13 protein-coding genes, 1 tRNA gene and 1 pseudogene are annotated in these 16,789 nt (G+C 46.9%); 5 read left to right on the top strand and 10 right to left on the bottom strand.

From position 1 onward, the window contains the following. Window positions 1-32 precede the first annotated feature (32 nt). The 4 genes from tdcC to M988_RS00530 form a co-directional block, all read right to left on the bottom strand. Window positions 33-1,358 carry a threonine/serine transporter TdcC gene (gene tdcC, locus M988_RS00550; protein WP_008815604.1) on the bottom strand — a complete coding sequence of 442 codons (1,326 nt, stop codon included), beginning with the start codon at window positions 1,356-1,358 and terminating at the stop codon, window positions 33-35. Between the two features lie 72 nt (window positions 1,359-1,430). Beyond that, the gene (tdcB, locus tag M988_RS00545; RefSeq protein ID WP_004091192.1) at window positions 1,431-2,423 is read right to left on the bottom strand and encodes a bifunctional threonine ammonia-lyase/L-serine ammonia-lyase TdcB; all 993 of its coding nucleotides are present in this window, start codon (window positions 2,421-2,423) and stop codon (window positions 1,431-1,433) included. An 846-nt stretch (window positions 2,424-3,269) separates the two neighbouring features. Continuing rightward, window positions 3,270-3,866: a DNA-3-methyladenine glycosylase gene (locus M988_RS00535; protein WP_008815606.1), complete on the bottom strand. Its 597-nt coding sequence runs from the start codon at window positions 3,864-3,866 to the stop codon at window positions 3,270-3,272. Window positions 3,867-3,905: 39 nt separating this feature from the next. Continuing rightward, window positions 3,906-4,865 (bottom strand): AraC family transcriptional regulator, encoded by a 960-nt coding sequence (locus M988_RS00530; protein ID WP_082919387.1) that lies wholly within the window; start codon window positions 4,863-4,865, stop codon window positions 3,906-3,908. Between the two features lie 30 nt (window positions 4,866-4,895). Between M988_RS00530 and M988_RS00525 the strand changes: the two genes are divergently transcribed. Together M988_RS00525 and M988_RS00520 are read left to right on the top strand one after the other, a co-directional pair. Further along, window positions 4,896-5,657: an SDR family NAD(P)-dependent oxidoreductase gene (locus M988_RS00525; RefSeq protein WP_008815608.1), complete on the top strand. Its 762-nt coding sequence runs from the start codon at window positions 4,896-4,898 to the stop codon at window positions 5,655-5,657. Between the two features lie 203 nt (window positions 5,658-5,860). Beyond that, entirely contained in the window at window positions 5,861-6,829 is a 969-nt protein-coding gene (locus M988_RS00520) for a chemotaxis protein (RefSeq protein WP_008815609.1), read from the top strand. Between the two features lie 105 nt (window positions 6,830-6,934). Here the strand turns inward: M988_RS00520 and M988_RS00515 are convergent, their stop codons facing one another. The 4 genes and pseudogenes from M988_RS00515 to M988_RS00505 form a co-directional block, all read right to left on the bottom strand. Next, window positions 6,935-7,963, bottom strand: a complete 1,029-nt coding sequence (locus M988_RS00515; RefSeq protein WP_020303545.1) for an alpha/beta hydrolase — start codon at window positions 7,961-7,963, stop codon at window positions 6,935-6,937. 578 nt (window positions 7,964-8,541) lie between these two features. After that, entirely contained in the window at window positions 8,542-9,579 is a 1,038-nt protein-coding gene (gene rhuM / locus M988_RS00510; RefSeq protein ID WP_064572463.1) for a virulence protein RhuM, read from the bottom strand. Between the two features lie 87 nt (window positions 9,580-9,666). Next, window positions 9,667-9,846: pseudogene (locus M988_RS22200) on the bottom strand (DUF4942 domain-containing protein); the annotation flags it as partial. Between the two features lie 211 nt (window positions 9,847-10,057). Then, window positions 10,058-10,152: transfer RNA gene (locus tag M988_RS00505), tRNA-Sec, on the bottom strand. 172 nt (window positions 10,153-10,324) lie between these two features. Between M988_RS00505 and M988_RS00500 the strand changes: the two genes are divergently transcribed. The 3 genes from M988_RS00500 (at window position 10,325) to yicI (ending at window position 14,859) form a co-directional block, all read left to right on the top strand. After that, window positions 10,325-10,900, top strand: coding sequence for a DJ-1/PfpI family protein (locus M988_RS00500; RefSeq protein WP_008815620.1), 576 nt, complete (start codon window positions 10,325-10,327; stop codon window positions 10,898-10,900). Between the two features lie 190 nt (window positions 10,901-11,090). Beyond that, window positions 11,091-12,548, top strand: a complete 1,458-nt coding sequence (locus M988_RS00495; protein WP_008815621.1) for a glycoside-pentoside-hexuronide family transporter — start codon at window positions 11,091-11,093, stop codon at window positions 12,546-12,548. Further along, a complete protein-coding gene (gene yicI / locus M988_RS00490; RefSeq protein ID WP_064572462.1) occupies window positions 12,535-14,859 on the top strand; it encodes an alpha-xylosidase in 2,325 nt (774 codons plus the stop codon). The genes M988_RS00495 and yicI overlap by 14 nt, the downstream gene beginning before the upstream one ends. 50 nt (window positions 14,860-14,909) lie before the next feature. Here the strand turns inward: yicI and M988_RS00485 are convergent, their stop codons facing one another. Then, window positions 14,910-16,097: a cyanate transporter gene (locus tag M988_RS00485; protein WP_061059405.1), complete on the bottom strand. Its 1,188-nt coding sequence runs from the start codon at window positions 16,095-16,097 to the stop codon at window positions 14,910-14,912. Beyond that, window positions 16,094-16,552, bottom strand: coding sequence for a nucleoside deaminase (locus M988_RS00480; RefSeq protein WP_004091228.1), 459 nt, complete (start codon window positions 16,550-16,552; stop codon window positions 16,094-16,096). The genes M988_RS00485 and M988_RS00480 overlap by 4 nt, the downstream gene beginning before the upstream one ends. Window positions 16,553-16,789 lie beyond the last annotated feature (237 nt).

Raw genomic sequence — 16,789 nt, 5'->3', positions numbered from 1 at the left:
AGAGGAGTTAGCTGCTATTTTTTTAATTTAGATTAAACGAGTTTGTAGAAGATATTCAGGATAGTCAGCAGACCAACGATAGTGACAAAGTAGTTTTCTGGTTTGCCTTTGTATTTTGCCAGAGCAGGAACTTTACGAACTGCATACATCGGCAGTAAACACAGCAGAGAGGCAATAATAGGCGCACCCATCGCTTCAATCAGGTCGAGGATATTTGGGTTTACATAAGCGACGACCCAAGTCGAACCCATGATGAAGAACATGCTAATCATGTTCAGTTTGCCAGCCGAGTACTTCTTCTTATCGCCCTTACACGCGAACTTAACGATTAAGCCATTCATACCTTCCAGCGTTCCCAGATAGTGACCGAAGAACGATTTGAAGATAGCCACTAGAGCAATCAGCGAGGCTCCATATTCCAACACGGTTGAGAACGTTGATTTACCACCTGACATGGAAGAGAAATGGTTTGCCAAATAAGAAAGAACTGGAATATTTTGTGCTTTCGCATCGGCCATCATCGCTGGTGAGAGCGTGAACAGGCAGCTAAAGGCGAAGAACATCACCACGGCAACCATCAGCATACTGGCGCGAGAGATAATCTTAGAGCAACGGTCTTCAGTGAACTGCGCACCAAACTCAGGTTCATATTCTTCACGTTTTGACTCAACGAAAGAAGAGACGATTGGCGAGAAGTTAAAGGAGAACACCATGATGGCGATACCTAGCCAAACGTTGACTAAAATACCATCATGACCAAGCAAAGAAATACTGCTGGCATTTACCTGCTCAAATACAGAGGCGTTCCAGTAAGGGATGAGCGACAGAGAAATCAGAACTAGGCTGGCAATAAACGGGAATACCAGGAAGCTCATTACCTTAACCATCAGGTTTTTGCCGAAGAAAATGATGAAAGCCATCGCCATCAGCAGAACCAAAGCCACTAAGCCGCGGTTTAACGGCATGAGTTGCAGCTGATTTTCCCAAAATGTCATAAAGGTGTTGGTGATAGTGACACCGTAAATCCATAACAGTGGGCAAATCGCGAAGAAGTACAGGAAGGTGATGATGACACCACCGGTTTTGCCAAAATGCTCTTCAACCGTGTCGGTGATGTTGCCGGAAATATTACTACCCGATAGGCATAAACGCGCTAATGCACGATGGCATAAGAAAGCGATAGGATAGGCCAATACCAGCATGATGAGGATTGGAATTAAACCGCCGAAACCTGCACGGATAGGGAAGAACAGAACCCCTGCACCGATAGCCGTACCAAATAACCCCAGAGTCCATGTGGTGTCCGATTTTCGCCACGTAGATCCTTGTTTTGCATAAGTTACGCTGTCTGTCGTCATACTATATTCCTCGCGGATTTGCCCTTTCTTGAGGCTGCGTTACCGCAACCTCAGTAGGGTCTTAACATATTATTAGTGAACGTGATTCAGTCCCGTTATCTCGGATATTCTGGATAAATCAATATTCCCACCGGAAATAAGGCTAACGGTCTTTTTATTTTCGATATAGCCCTTGAGCTTACCGCTTAATATTGCCGCAGATGCCAGCGCACCGGCACCTTCAGTCACGATCTTGTTTCTCTGAATAAGATCAATCATGCCGCGCTTAATTTCTTCTTCCGTGACTACCACGATATCGGTAACCAGCTCTTTGACAATCTCATATGTCAGTTTACCTGGCGTCGCTACGTCGCAGCCGTCCGCGATTGTACCTGTTGTGCGGTGAGATAAAAATTGTCCTTCATGGAAAGATTTGGCCATACCATGAACATTGACCGCTTGGACACCTATGATATTGATTGTTGGGTTAATTGATTTCAGCGCAATCGCGATACCGGAAATTAATCCCCCACCACCAATAGGGACAATAACGTTATCAACGTCATACAGGTCTTCAAGAATCTCTAAACCAATGGTGCCCTGGCCTGCAATTACTTTAACGTCGTCATAAGGTGGAATAAATATTCTATTCTCTGCTTCAATTAATTCCTGCGCTTTCGATATGGTGTCATTAAAACTATTTCCGTGCAGGATAACCTCGGCAGAATAATCTGCTGTCGCCGCGACTTTAGAGCTTGGAGCGCAGCAAGGCATGACAACTTTACTATCAATTCCTAACATCGCGCAGGAAAGAGAAACGCCCTGTGCGTGATTACCCGCTGAACAAGCGATAACGCCCTGCTCACGCTCTTCTCTAGATAAAGAACTCAATTTATTAAATGCGCCGCGGATTTTAAAAGAACCGGTGCGCTGCATATTCTCAAATTTAAGATGGATGGTGCCGTTACAACGTTCACTGAGGTAGTTTGACTTAGGCATGCCGGTTTTATAGACATGGCCTTTTATCCTTTGCTGGGCCTCGATTATGTCGTTAAGCGTCACTGGCAGATTATTATATATCTTCATTTTCTCATCCCGCAGATTATTTGACGCCGGCAGTATGCTTAAATATTTCAACTTTGAATGTGATAGGAGTCGCGATAATTAGATCCTTTATTTATTTTCTGAGTTATAAAAAATGAAGTTCTTTTTCATTTGAAATATTGGATGAATATTTAAATAAAAAAATATTTTTGCATTATTACAAATATAATTTAATTAATATTAACGAATTGTTATAAATGTTACCGTCACGTAGTCAATGCACCTATTCTCAAGAAGACACAACGTAGATTTATTGTTAATATTCTAAAAATAGATTTAATTTTCACCCATTAATAAATAACATGCGGTATTAACCCTCCTATCTAAAATACCCAATTCATTACTAAGTTTATTTACTCTGTGATCAAGATCGTTCTCTTTTTCACTTATCTGTGTTTATAAATAAAAGACTCTTGTATCGATTGTAGGTATTCAGCGATGGACATCGTTAATGTTACTCGCGGCATAATTAGCTCACTTATGAATATCCACTTTCCATTCTCATTCTGTGTATTTAATGAGCAGATATATCTTCTGACAGAAGGTAATCAGCGCTATATCATGAGGTACGTTTCTGATCCCCACAGGATAGTTACATGCCAGAACTTTGATTGTACTTGGGAGGAAATGAGAGATTATTCGTTTGAGATAAAAACGTCTCACGATTTGCACAATGCATTATTTATCGGCCACTTAATGGGATGGTGGACAGCCGATGAAGTATTGTTGCTAAAGACGTTTATTAAGCAGATCAACGACTATATGACCGTAATCGAGATATGAAACATCTGAGTCAAATACTGCTTGTTATTCTATGTCACACAACGTCTAGCCAGTAAATCGCCAGAGAAAATCAACGGCTTCTTCCGCATAATCAATACCAATACGTTTGCTCGCAGTCACTGTAACCGGCAACTTTTGAAAATCTCTTATCTGCCCACAAATATACAGCCGACTGCCGGACAAAGGCTCATAGTCAAAAGTCCTATCTACGGATAGCGCACTACATAGCTTTCCTGGGCCGTTGGATAGGTTTTTAATCTGTGCCTTGGTTAACTCCTCCATCCGTTTACCATAGCGATTAAATGCGGCTAAATCGGCGCCTTGTACGATATCAATACCACGCAATAATACGGCTGCAGGCTCATCCATCACACCACTGACTACATTAAGACAATTGTGCATGCCATACACAAAATAAACATGTGCAATGCCACCAGCACGAAAAAGCGGTTCGTTCCTGACCGTTCGCTTACCGCCATAGGCATGACAGGCTTTATCGATAGCTCCATCATAGGCTTCCACTTCATTGATGCGTCCGATAATCGTCCCCTCTTCCAGCTCACGCACCAAATAGCAGCCAATCAGTCGCTTGGCGACGGTAATAACATCGGCAGAATAAAAATCTAACGCCAATTTTTTCATTCTCAGCGGCTCCTATCTCTGAATAATATTTTTTCATCATTATCTTAACGCCAGTGCATCTTTGCGCGGTGATAGGCCAAACATCCGCGAGTATTCACGGCTGAACTGGTTCGGACTGTTATAGCCTACTTGGAAAGCAATCGCTTCCGCCGTGTTGTTATGCGCTAGCAATAACTGGCGAGCCTCCAGCAATCGCAGTTGCTTTTGATAATCAAGCGGGCTCATTCCCGTTAGGTCTTTGAATTTTCGATGGAAGGCAGAGCGGCTAAGGTTTGCGGCTTTAGCTAATGCATCAAGGCTCAACGATTCAGTGTATTTATCACGCAGTAGCGCTAATGCGCTGAGAACGCCTGCCGAGTGGCCATCCCCCATGATAACGCGCGCAATATCCGCCCCGTTGGGCCCCGTCAGCAGCCAATAACACAACTCCTGCATAAATCCCGTATGCAATACAGGGATCGCATCAGGCGTATCGAGTAAACGCAGTCCTCGAAGCACGCAACGATAAAGAGACTCATTGGTATCGACCACAAAAGCCGCATGAGATGATTCATTTTTTTGTATGGGTCGCTGAGAGAGCTGAATAAACACATCTCTCAGGATCACCATATCGAACTCAACGATAATGCCTAAGTAAGGATGGAGGGCATCGGCTTCGATAATGCGGCTAACGCCGGGCATGGTGGTGGTAACGACTAGCGCCTGCCCAGCAGAGTAGTCAAAGGGCATATCACCAAAAACTGTACGTTTGGTTCCTTGAAGCACCATGCAAAGAGCAGGACGATGCAAAATATAGCGGGGATAACGACCATTGCTCGCTCTGACCAAAGTGACACTGGGTAAAGCCGTGTGAAACGGAGTTTGCTCATGGCTGGAGAAAGTATGTTTTGCTAATAGAGCGAGTAATTCTTCAGTCATGCTCATGACCCGCAATAAAATACGATTAGGCAATAATACGCCGATAACAGGCACACCACTATCTCTCTCCTCGCCTATCATGAACTCATCGTTAATCGAGGAAATTTTGTCATGAAACAGAATATTAAAGTCGCTGTTATTACCGGTGGCAGTCGTGGTCTGGGTCGCAGCACCGTCATTAATCTCGCCAAGCGCGGAGTTCACTCTATATTTACCTTTAACTCTGGAGAACAAGAAGCTAAAGAGGTTACTCAAGCGGCTACAGAAGCAGGTGCTAAAGCTATCGCCATTCATCTGAATACCGCTAACATCGCAGGTTTCGATGCTTTCTCCACTCAGGTAAAAAACGCACTGGCTGAGCTAAACACCGATAAATTCAACTATCTGGTCAATAACGCGGGTATTTCAAACCATACGCCGTTTATGCAGGTCACTGAGGAAGAGCTTGATTTACAGTTTCAAGTGAATTTCAAAGGTGTCTTTTTCCTGACTCAAAAATTACTGCCGCTGCTGCGTGATGGTGGCCAGATCGTGAATATTTCATCTGGAGTCACTCGCTTTGTGAATCCAAATAGCGTGGCCTATGCCACCGTTAAAGGTGCTATTGAAGTGTTCACCCGCTATATGGCTCACGATCTCGGCCCCCGCAATATTTCAGTAAATACCGTGGCGCCAGGAGCAATTCAAACCGATTTTAGCGGCGGCGTGGTGCGTGATAACCCCGAGATTAATCAGCTTGTCTCCAATATGACCGCATTAGGTCGCCCGGGATTACCTGACGATATCGGAAAAATGCTGGCATCATTTTTATCCGACGATAATCACTGGGTAAACGCGCAACGAATTGAAGTCTCTGGTGGAATGCGTTTGTAATTTATTATCTCCCTAGACTCAAGCGGGTGTAAGCCATCGGCTTGAGTTGCTTTCTTTAAACTCATTTTGTTTGCTCGGTCACATATCATTTCCCCACAACCACTCCATTTTCCCCAGTTGCTGCCGATAACCTCTATAGAAAATGTCTTCGTATTGTTACCAACATTGTTACCCACACCTACCGATAAGCAACTGAGGTTTAGATGGATAGTTTTCAGAAAGATATCGATGAAAGGGCTAATCTGGCCTTATCCAATAAGTTCGAGCTGTTGCTGTTTCGGTTAGGAACCAGTCAACACGAAAGTAAATCAGAGCTTTATGGCATCAACGTTTTCAAGCTGCGTGAAATCGTGCCAATGCAAAAAATTAATCGTGCAGCAGGCATGATGTCCCCTCTATTAGGCGTGGTAAATATCCGTGACCAGATAATGCCGGTTATCGATCTCCCTGCAGCGCTTGGCTGCACACCGGAAACGGGTCTCAACCTGCTGCTTATCACCGAGTATGCACGCAGCACTCAAGCCTTTGCCGTGGAGTCAGTGGATAACATTATTCGCTTGGACTGGAGTCAAGTTCATGCCGCAGATTCAGGCGTCAGTAGCCGTAACATTACCAGTATCGCCAGCATGGAAGACGAAAACGGCAACAAAGATCTGGCGCTAGTACTCGACGTTGAACAAATTCTGTATGACATCATCCCCTCTGGCCGCGATGTCGATGTAGACGCTATCGAAGAGAAAATCTATGCCTTGAAGCCTGGCGCACTGGCGATTGTGGCAGAGGACTCTAAAGTTGCTCGCTCCATGCTGGAACAAGGCTTGAAAGGGATGGGGATTCCGGCGCTTATGCACACCACCGGCTTAGAGGCATGGGAAAAAATCCAGTCCATTGCCGCCGAAGCTAAAGCCGCTGGTCAGCCCATTACAGACCGCATTGGGCTAGTACTCACCGATATTGAAATGCCAGAGATGGATGGCTTTACTCTAACGCGAAATATTAAAAACGAACCAGCATTAAAACATATTCCGGTCGTGATCCATTCATCACTGTCAGGCAGCGCAAACGAAGATCATGTGCGTAAAGTCGGAGCCAATGGTTATGTCGCAAAATTTGATGTTGCCGAGCTCTCTGCAGTAATCCATAAAGCGCTGGCAGACGTTGCTGAAAGCTAACCATATAGCGTTCATTTTGGTTCAAATAGCCATCTTGCATCCTCTTTGAATAGAGATCGCAAGAGGCTATTGAACGCGACTAGAACCACAAGAAATAATAATTTATCACTCACTGTATTGATGCAAAAAACCTTTAGCTTTAAAAAAGGTAAACCACGCTTCTGGCCGGGAAAAATCGACCTGATATTGGTGAGGAATAACTCTAGACCCATTAAAAAAGGTCGTTTGAACAGGAACATTTTTATTTTTCAGCGTATCTGCCAACGCCTTTCCCTGATCGGAAAAAGACATGTAGTTTCCATCCGCAATAAAAGTTGGGGGGAATTTTGATGTTACATTAGTAATAATATCAAACTGCTCGAGTTCTTTACTTTGCCGCCATAGTTCCTTGCCAAGATAAGCTGACCCAATAGTATCAAAGGCCTGTTTTATCAATGGGCTATCAATTGCTAGCGTCTTCTCAACGCTATATGGGCCACAAAAGAGCAAAACACCGCGTATTATATTTTCTGGAATAGACTGCGTAATGTTCAGCTCACGACGCATTTTCGCATTACTCATCGCTAAAACACTTTGTGCTGAGATCTGCGCACCGGCCGAATCACCAGCCAAAAACACACGTTTGTCATCGATCTGAGGATAGGCCAGAGCTAAGGAAGGCAAGTAGTTAAGCAGCTCATATACTTGCAAGACTGGCGTAGGGTAACGAGCTTCTGGCGCCAATTGATAATTCATAGCAATAACCACATAACCCGCGCTTGCTAACATCGAAACAATACTTTCCACGTTCCGCTTGTCACCCGAAATAAAAGCACCACCATGCACCCAGATAATCACCGGCAAAGACGCCTTAAATGTGGATTGCGATGGATAGTAAATATCAAAATCACTGCTACCATATTTTGACGGATAGTGAAGATCACCAACGCGAGTGACATTATTAGTATATTTTGTGTAATCATCCGGTAACACAGAAATATCAGGGATCATATTCCTAGCAATATAAACCAGCGCTGCTTGACTTGTCACACTAAAATAAAGAAATGTAATAAAAACAATTAAGCATAGAGAAAAATACATTCTCTTTCTGGTTTTTCTGCTTTTTACGTTATAGACCTGTATAGCATCACTCATTCTTCAACCTACGCTATTCTAACCCAATGGGATAGTGGCATTAAGTAAAATGGTATAGCTGCCAGTTATGAATGAAACCATGACAACAAGAAATGACGATAAAATAAAAACTAATAAGTAATACACGCCAAGCATCCTTTCATCTCAACATTATATATTTACGCCGCCGAGAAGATACTACATGCAGAAAAAATGAAGACCATGAGACTTTTCTATAATGGAATCATTGCTAAATAGATAGCAACGATCTTTTAGTGCGTTAAAAATATTTTTGATAAAATTAATTACTATTAAAATATTATTTTTGTAGAATTAAAAACCATTTATTTCATTGTTTGCGATCTATTGCTTTGCACGATTAGTGTGATTCACGTCACGTTTTTGCGTAGAAAGGAGGGGGTGTTACCGCATAGGTATAGAGGAAACTTGCCTATATAGAGGATGTTTTAAATCGATCACAGGAGTCGTATTTGATACTTAACTCATTGAGTTAAAATTAATATTTTGTGTTGGATAAATGAGTAACTCCCATAAGCCCCCCCAAATGATTTTCCTTATGAGGGCGGAGGCATTCTGAGTTACTTTTTCGGCTCTGTTTTCCACTGTAGCAAAGCGGCAATATCCTTCTCGCCTTCGGCTTCTTTTAAGCGGCGCTGCTGCTCAGCAAACTGACTATATTCAGCCTGGGCTTTTTCATCGGCCATTTTCTTACTGACCGTACCAGCACCTTGCAAAACCTCACGGTCGTTAAATTGCAGGAACTGATCCAGCTTATCCTGCCAGTCGCGCAGAAAGACCTGCTGACGGCGGCGGGCCTGATCTTCGGCAAAATCCAGCCACATGTTAACCACGCGATTGAGTTCGCTAACCTCATCCTGAGTGAGATAATTTTTTGCCACCGTCACGTCACCCTTACGTACCTCTTCACCTTTATAGCTGGTCAGCCACATATGCGGCTGGCTGGCGTCAGCACGAAGATGAATGAGTTCAGCGGCGGTATGTCCGGTGCAGGCAAAATGCAACTTGTTCTGGATGGTTTGAAAGAACTGAGTGGTTTCTTTTAGCGACGGTTGATAGTCGGCAGCTAACGCAAAAATCTCCCTAACCCGCAAATAAACCCGTCGCTCGCTGGCCCGAATATCGCGGATGCGTTCGAGCATCTCATCGAAGTAATCGGGCACAGCAGAAGAACCCACTGGCGGATTTTTCAGCCGCTCATCGTCCATCACAAAACCTTTGATCAGATATTCCTGGAGCGTCTGGGTTGCCCACTGGCGGAACTGCGTGCCGCGAGGGGAGCGAACGCGGTAGCCTACAGCAAGAATAACAGGCAGGCTGTAGTGAAGCCTGTTGCGGCTTACCTGACGGCCACCTTCCTGTTGAACTTGTAAGTAAGACTTACAGGTTGCGTTTTGTTCAAGTTCGCCTTCTTCATAGATCGCTTTAATGTGCTGTGTAACGGCCTGAGGAGTGATCTGATAAAGGCTTGCGATGGTTGCCTGAGAGAGCCATAACGTCTCTTGCTCAAAGCGGCATTCAACACGAACTTCACCGTCATCACTGGCAAACATAACAAATTCGCCTGCCGGGGATTGGGTTAAGTATTTATCTGTCATGCCGCCTCCGCTTACATCTGACTAGCAATGCTGTAATCCGCTTAGTATGCCAGAAATTCCTGGTGAAGCTCATTACGCAGATAGCGTTTATTTTGCGGGCAGCGCTCCCAGATAATGCTTCGCTACAATGTCATTCATCTTCTCCACCAGTTCAAGGCGTTTAAACGTGATATGTCCGCTACCTTTCTGGAAATAGCGAATGGTGAACAGATCGTCCTCAAAGACCTGCTGATGCGGATTGTCGCGAACAAAATCCATGAACCGGATAACTTCGCGGTTTTAACTTTAGCATCGGTTAGCGCTATGACATCCTCCGGCCTTTGATGAATCCATCCTCCTGAGGGATTTCCGCCAGTAACGAACCTGATACCCCCCAAAACCGTTTGATGCCGGTTGACCTCGGGATATATGGATAGCTTGATACACAAAGGTTTAACAGGGGCCTAGTTGACGTTGGAAGAGTTCAGTAGAGGCAAATTGGCGGAAGATCACAGGAGTCGAACCTGCCCGGGACCGCTGGCGGCCCCAACTGGATTTGAAGTCCAGCCGCCCCACCGGGGACGATGATCTTCCATTAGGAGATCGAGAGAGTCGGCAATTATACCCCGAAATCCCTGCAATGCTAAAGGATAAATCCTTGTTTCGCGACGCCCATGGCATATTCAAAACATCGTTTTATTTTTATCGGTACAAGTTTGGTACTCTTCGCTGCATAAATAACCGCCCCTAATTAGCAGGAGATACCATGTCTAAGAAAGTCGCTGTATTGTTGGCTAAAGGATTTGAAGAAGCTGAAGCTATCATGACCATCGACGTGCTGCGCCGCCTTAATATCAGCGTCACCACGTTAGCCTGCCAAGATATGTTGGAAATCACCAGCTACCACAATATTCGGATGTTTGCCGATGCACTTCTGGAACGCAATATGGATGAAACCTTCGACGCCGTTGTGATCCCCGGCGGGCCAGAAGGAACCGTTAATCTTGCCGCGAACCCCTTAGTGGTTGAATTCATTCGTCGCCACGACGAAGCAGGGAAATGGATTTGCCCCATCTGTTCTGCCGCTGCCCGCGTACTGGGCGGTAATCATCTGCTCAAGGGGCGCCGCTATACTTGCTCAGGCGAGCTTTATCAGGATGTGAAAGACGGTATATACGTGGATGAAAAGATCGTTGAAGACGGCAACTTACTGAGTGGTAAAGGTCTGGGCGTCGCCTTTGATTTTGCCTTCCATCTAGGCTGGAAGCTGACCGGCGATAGTGCCAACGTTGATTTTCAGGTAGACCACATCTATTACGATTTCTGGCGTACGCGCGCCTAAAATATAGACGCAGCTAATAACTTAACTGCGTCTCATCTTTCCCTATAATAACTCTGTTTCAAAACCGGTTACCTTGATCACATAAAACACAAAACATAATTTCAGAACCAAAAAACACAATGGTTAGCGATATATCCTTGCTCTAAAAATGGCGTATTGAATTCACACTAGATGCGCCTCAGAGGGATATATGAGCAACCATATTCTGTCAATGCGGGAAAAAATCGGTTATGGGCTAGGCGACGCCGCTAGCCATATCGTTTTTGATAATGTCATGTTTTACATGATGTTTTTTTATACGGATATTTTTGGTATTCCAGCCGGCTTCGTTGGCACCATGTTTTTAGTGGCTCGAGCGCTGGATGCTATTTCCGACCCCGTCATGGGTCTGGTGGCCGATCGCACCCGTACCCGCTGGGGGAAGTTTCGCCCCTATGTGCTATTCGCCGCCATTCCATTCGGCATCGTCTGTGTCTTCGCCTACAGCACGCCAGATCTTAGCCTAACGGCAAAAATGGTTTACGCCGCATGTACTTATACGCTGTTAACGCTTATGTATACCGTCGTCAACATTCCATATTGCGCACTAGGCGGCGTTATCACTGCCGATCCAACACAGCGTATTTCCCTACAGTCCTATCGCTTCGTGCTGGCGACCGCCGGCGGCATGCTAAGTACCGTACTCATGATGCCACTGGTCAATTTCGTCGGTAAAGGCAATCAGGCTTTCGGTTTTCAAGGAGGGATTGCGATACTCGCCCTTGTCGCTGTATTCATGTTGGCTATCTGTTTCGCTACCACCAAAGAACGTATTAGCGATGAAGGCGCGATTCAGGGCAGCATGCGTGAAGATCTCAGAGACATCATGCGCAATGATCAATGGCGTATCGTCGGCCTGCTAACCATCTTTAATATTTTGGCGGTGTCTGTGCGCGGAGGGGCAATGATGTACTACGTCACCTATGTGCTTGGTGCTCCACCAGAAGGCTCAGCGTTGTTTAATCTTCTATCCCTACTTCACAATCCCCCCGTATTTACCGTGTTCTTAACCGTTTACTGCGTTGGCAATCTTTTTGGCAGCGCTGCTGCCAAGCCACTGACTGATTGGAAATGCAAAGTAAGCGTATTCTGGTGGACCAACGCGATTTTAACGGTATTGAGCGTAGCGATGTTCTTTGTACCTATCGGCGCGAATATCACCATGTTTGTATTCATCTTTATCATCGGCATCCTGCATCAGTTGGTCACCCCAATTCAGTGGGTGATGATGTCCGATACGGTTGATTACGGCGAATGGAAAAGCGGAAAACGTCTCACAGGGATCAGCTTTGCCGGTACGTTATTCGTTCTAAAACTGGGTCTGGCACTCGGCGGTGCGTTGATTGGTTGGATGCTCGCGGGCTCAGGCTACCAATCCGGCGCAGCAACCCAAAATAGCGCCACCATGGCCAGCATTATTGCCCTATTCACGCTGGTTCCAGCCATTTGCTACTTCCTTAGCGCCGTGATTGCGGCTCGCCTTTACACCCTACGTACTCCTTTCATCAATCGCATCCTAAAAGAGCTAGCCGCAGGTGTACGCCGTAACGAACAAGAATTTAATCAAGAGATGAAGACATCAGAGGACTTAAGTCATGAAAATCAGTGACGGTAACTGGCTCATCCAAGAAGGACTCAGCCTAATCCACCCATTATATGTATTCGAGGTGGAACAACATGACCGTGAGATGATCGTCTATGCCGCCCCACGCGACGCGAGCGTTCGTTCTGCACAGCTAGACACACCGTTGTTTACGCTGCGTTTCTTCTCCCCGCAGGAAGGCGTGATCGGTGTACGCATCGCACACTTTGCTGGACGAGTGGAACGCGGGCCACAGTATCCCTTAACTCACTCCACCGAACATCTCATTCGGATGGAAGACACCCATAGTTTTGCCGCACTGCATAGCGGAAATCTCAGCGTGCGAGTCACTAAAGGTGAAAACTGGGCGTTAGACTTTCTACGCAGTGGCGAACGTATTACTGGCAGCGTAGCAAAATCCAATGGTTATGTTCAGAACGCTAAAGAGGGCAAAACACATCTGTATGAGCGTCTCGATTTAGGCGTCGGTGAAACCGTCTATGGCTTAGGTGAACGATTCACTGCTTTCGTGAAAAACGGGCAAAACGTTGAAACCTGGAACCGAGACGGCGGCACCAGTACCGAACAAGCCTACAAAAATATTCCATTCTACTTAACCAACCGCGGTTACGGCGTGCTGGTGAATCATCCCGAATGCGTGTCATTTGAAATAGGCTCAGAAAAAGTCTCGAAAGTGCAGTTCAGTGTGGAAGGCGAATATCTGGAATATCTGATCTTTGACGGCCCAACGCCGAAACAGGTTCTCGATCGCTATACTCGTCTAACAGGCCGCCCAGCACTGCCGCCTGCGTGGTCATTCGGCCTATGGCTAACGACTTCATTCACCACTAACTACGACGAAAAAACCGTCAATAGCTTTATCGACGGCATGGCGGAACGTAATCTGCCGCTACACGTATTCCACTTTGACTGCTTCTGGATGAAGGCATTCCAATGGTGTGATTTTGAATGGGATGCAGAAACCTTTCCCGATCCGCAAGGCATGCTCAAACGCTTGAAAGCGCGAGGGTTAAAAATCTGCGTATGGATTAACCCCTACATTGGACAAAAATCTCCGCTGTTCAAAGAGGGGATGGAAAAAGGCTATCTGCTTAAACGCCCGAACGGCGACGTATGGCAGTGGGATAAATGGCAACCAGGACAGGGAATTGTCGATTTCACTAATCCAGCCGCCTGTGACTGGTATGCCAGCCATCTGAAACGCCTGATTCATATGGGAGTGGATTGCTTCAAAACCGATTTCGGCGAGCGCATCCCGACAGATGTCGTATGGCATGACGGTTCATGTCCACAAAAAATGCATAACCACTATGCTTTTATTTACAACAAGTTAGTTTACGAAGTCTTGCAGCAGACATTGGGTAAAGATGAGGCGGTGTTGTTTGCACGCTCGGCATCCGTGGGCGCACAGCAATTCCCCGTTCACTGGGGCGGCGACTGCTACGCCAACTATGAATCCATGGCTGAAAGCCTGCGTGGGGGATTGTCGCTAGGGTTGTCTGGGTTTGGCTTTTGGAGTCATGATATCGGCGGATTCGAAAATACCGCGCCAGCTCACGTCTACAAACGTTGGTGCGCATTTGGTTTGCTCTCCAGCCACAGCCGCTTGCACGGCAGTAAATCTTATCGTGTGCCATGGGCATATGATGACCAAGCCTGCGACGTGGTGCGTTTCTTCACTGAGTGGAAATGCCGCCTGATGCCGTATCTGTATGCCGCATCTGCGCAGGCAAGGGATACGGGTTCACCAGTGATGCGCGCCATGATGCTAGAGTTCCCAGACGATCCTGGCTGTGATTATCTGGATCGCCAATACATGTTGGGAGATTCGCTGCTGGTTGCACCGGTATTCAGCGAAAAAGGCGACGTTAGCGTCTACTTGCCGACTGGGCGTTGGACACATTTGTACACTAACCAAGAAGTCACCGGCGGCTGGCGTAAAGAGCGCCATGACTTCAACAGCCTGCCGCTATATGTTCGCCCAAATAGCCTGATTGCGATTGGAAATAATAGCCAGAAACCAGATTACGACTATGCCGACGGCACTGTTTTCCACCTGTTCGTCCTCGAAGACGGCGCACTGGCTCAAGCGGTGATCCCTGCCGCCGACGGCAGTACTCAGTTCACGCTTAGCGTACGACGTGAAGGCAAGCAACTCCATGTCAGCAGCACAGGTAACGCGTGCAACTGGAGTCTGTGCTTACGCAATATTCACAGCGTGAATTCTGCGACCAACGGTTCAGTACAGCCTGACGAAATGGGTATTATCATTATCCCACAGCAAGGCTGCGGAGAGCTGACGGTCTCCTTGAAATAGCCGTTTTGACGCCAAAGACAATCGCCAGCGCTTTAAACGCTGGCGATTTTTTAATGGCGGTTCAGTGCCCATTCTCGTGGATAATGTGACGGAACAAAGCGCAGCGTCAGCAGCATAAGTCCGACCACCAGCACTGCATGGAACATCCAATCCAGCAGGAAGTTACCGCTTAAGCTACGCAGTAAACCGGAAAGATACGGCGATAGCCCTGCGACGATAAAACCAATACCTTGCATAAAGGCCACTAAACGCCCCGCAATAGCTGGCTGAGGTGAATGGTCGAGAGCCAGAACCAAACACAGCGGGAAAGCACCACCGAGCCCAAAACCGCACACTACCGCCCACAGTACCGACATCTGGAGTGGCAACCAGATAAATCCGCAGAAACCGATCAGTTGTAACGTAAGCGCCGCCATTAATAGGCTGCGCCGATCTTGTTTACGCGCAAACATAGGCAGAATGAGCGCGCCTGCCGCCTGCCCTACCGTCATCAACGCCAGCAAACTACCACTGAACTGTGCCGTGGCACCAAGCTGCATATAGTAAGGTGGAAGCCATGCAATCAGGCTGGTATAACCGCCGTTGATCAACCCAAAATACAGGCCCAGCGTCCACGCGCGTGGACTAAGATGTAGCCGCAATGGCTGCGCTAATTGCGACGATTTTATCGGCTGGTTGAGCGATTTACTCTGCGGCCACCAGCCGATTAACGCAACCAGTGCTGGCAACGCCCACCATGCTAAAGAACGATGCCAAACGTCGCTATGCTCAGCTAACCAAGGCGTTAGCGCCGCGCCTAAACCACCACCACCCATCAATGCCGCTGACCACAGTCCCATCACCAATGGCATACGCCGCTGGAATGTTCGTTTGATCACCGCCGGCATTACCGCTTGAATAATCCCGATGCCAATACCGCCAAGCAACGCGCTGCTCAGCAGCAATAGGCTTTGCGGTGCCAGTTCCCGCAGTAAAGCCCCCACGGCAATGGCCAACAGGCTCAATGCCACACTATTACGCTCGCAGAAATGGCGATCAACCCAACCACCCGCCAACGCTAAAACGCCCATCGCGACAACGGGCAACGCGGTTAACAACGAAACGGCAGTGAAACTCATCCCACTGGCTTCACGTAACTGTGGCAGCAATGGACCAATAGACGTCAACAACGGACGCATGTTCAGGCCGATCAACACCAAAACTAACAACATCAATCCATGCTTTTGTGTTTGGCTCATGACTGCTTTTGCGCCCAACGTTCATACAGCTTACGACCATTCAACTGCGGTAAATGATGGATTGGCAAAGTTTGCTGTTCTAACGGTAACTGCAGTTGCTGATAAATCGCTGCAGTAGAGAGTTTATAGTCTTCCCCATCCTGATTACCGTTGGCGAAATACACCGCCTGCACGCCGGTCAGATACATGGCACTCAAGCACATTGGGCAAGGCTGACCGCTTGCATAGACCACACACTCACGCAGCGCAGTACTACCATGACGTGTAGAAACATCACGAATGCCGTTCAGCTCGGCATGTGCCGTTGGGTCACCGTTAAGATGAATGGTATTCACCGCTTCGGCGACAACCTCTCCATTACGTACGATTACCGCACCAAATGGACGCCCGCCCTGCTCAACGCTCTCCGCCGCCAACGCTAAAGCGCGCTGTAGGTACTCATCATGAGAAGACATTCGTGACTCCTGTTAATAAAAAGTTAGCAGAGTAAGAATATTCGAGAGTGAAGGGGAATAATAGTGTGAAGTGAGAATTCGTGGGGCTGCGGTGTAATGTTTCGATCGCCTGTCGTTTGTGGGACTGCAGTGTAATATTCCGCCCGCCTGTCCATACCGAGCTTCATTGATACACTAGTTTAGGCGTACGGGCAGAGACCACTAGCGCGTGGTCTCTGCACTCGCGCGCTTTTATCC

It is taken from the genome of Hafnia paralvei ATCC 29927 (genome assembly GCF_001655005.1).
GTDB classification, from domain to species: Bacteria; Pseudomonadota; Gammaproteobacteria; order Enterobacterales; family Enterobacteriaceae; genus Hafnia; species Hafnia paralvei.
Note: the sequence above shows the minus strand (reverse complement) of the source record. Positions and strands in the feature narration are given on the sequence as shown.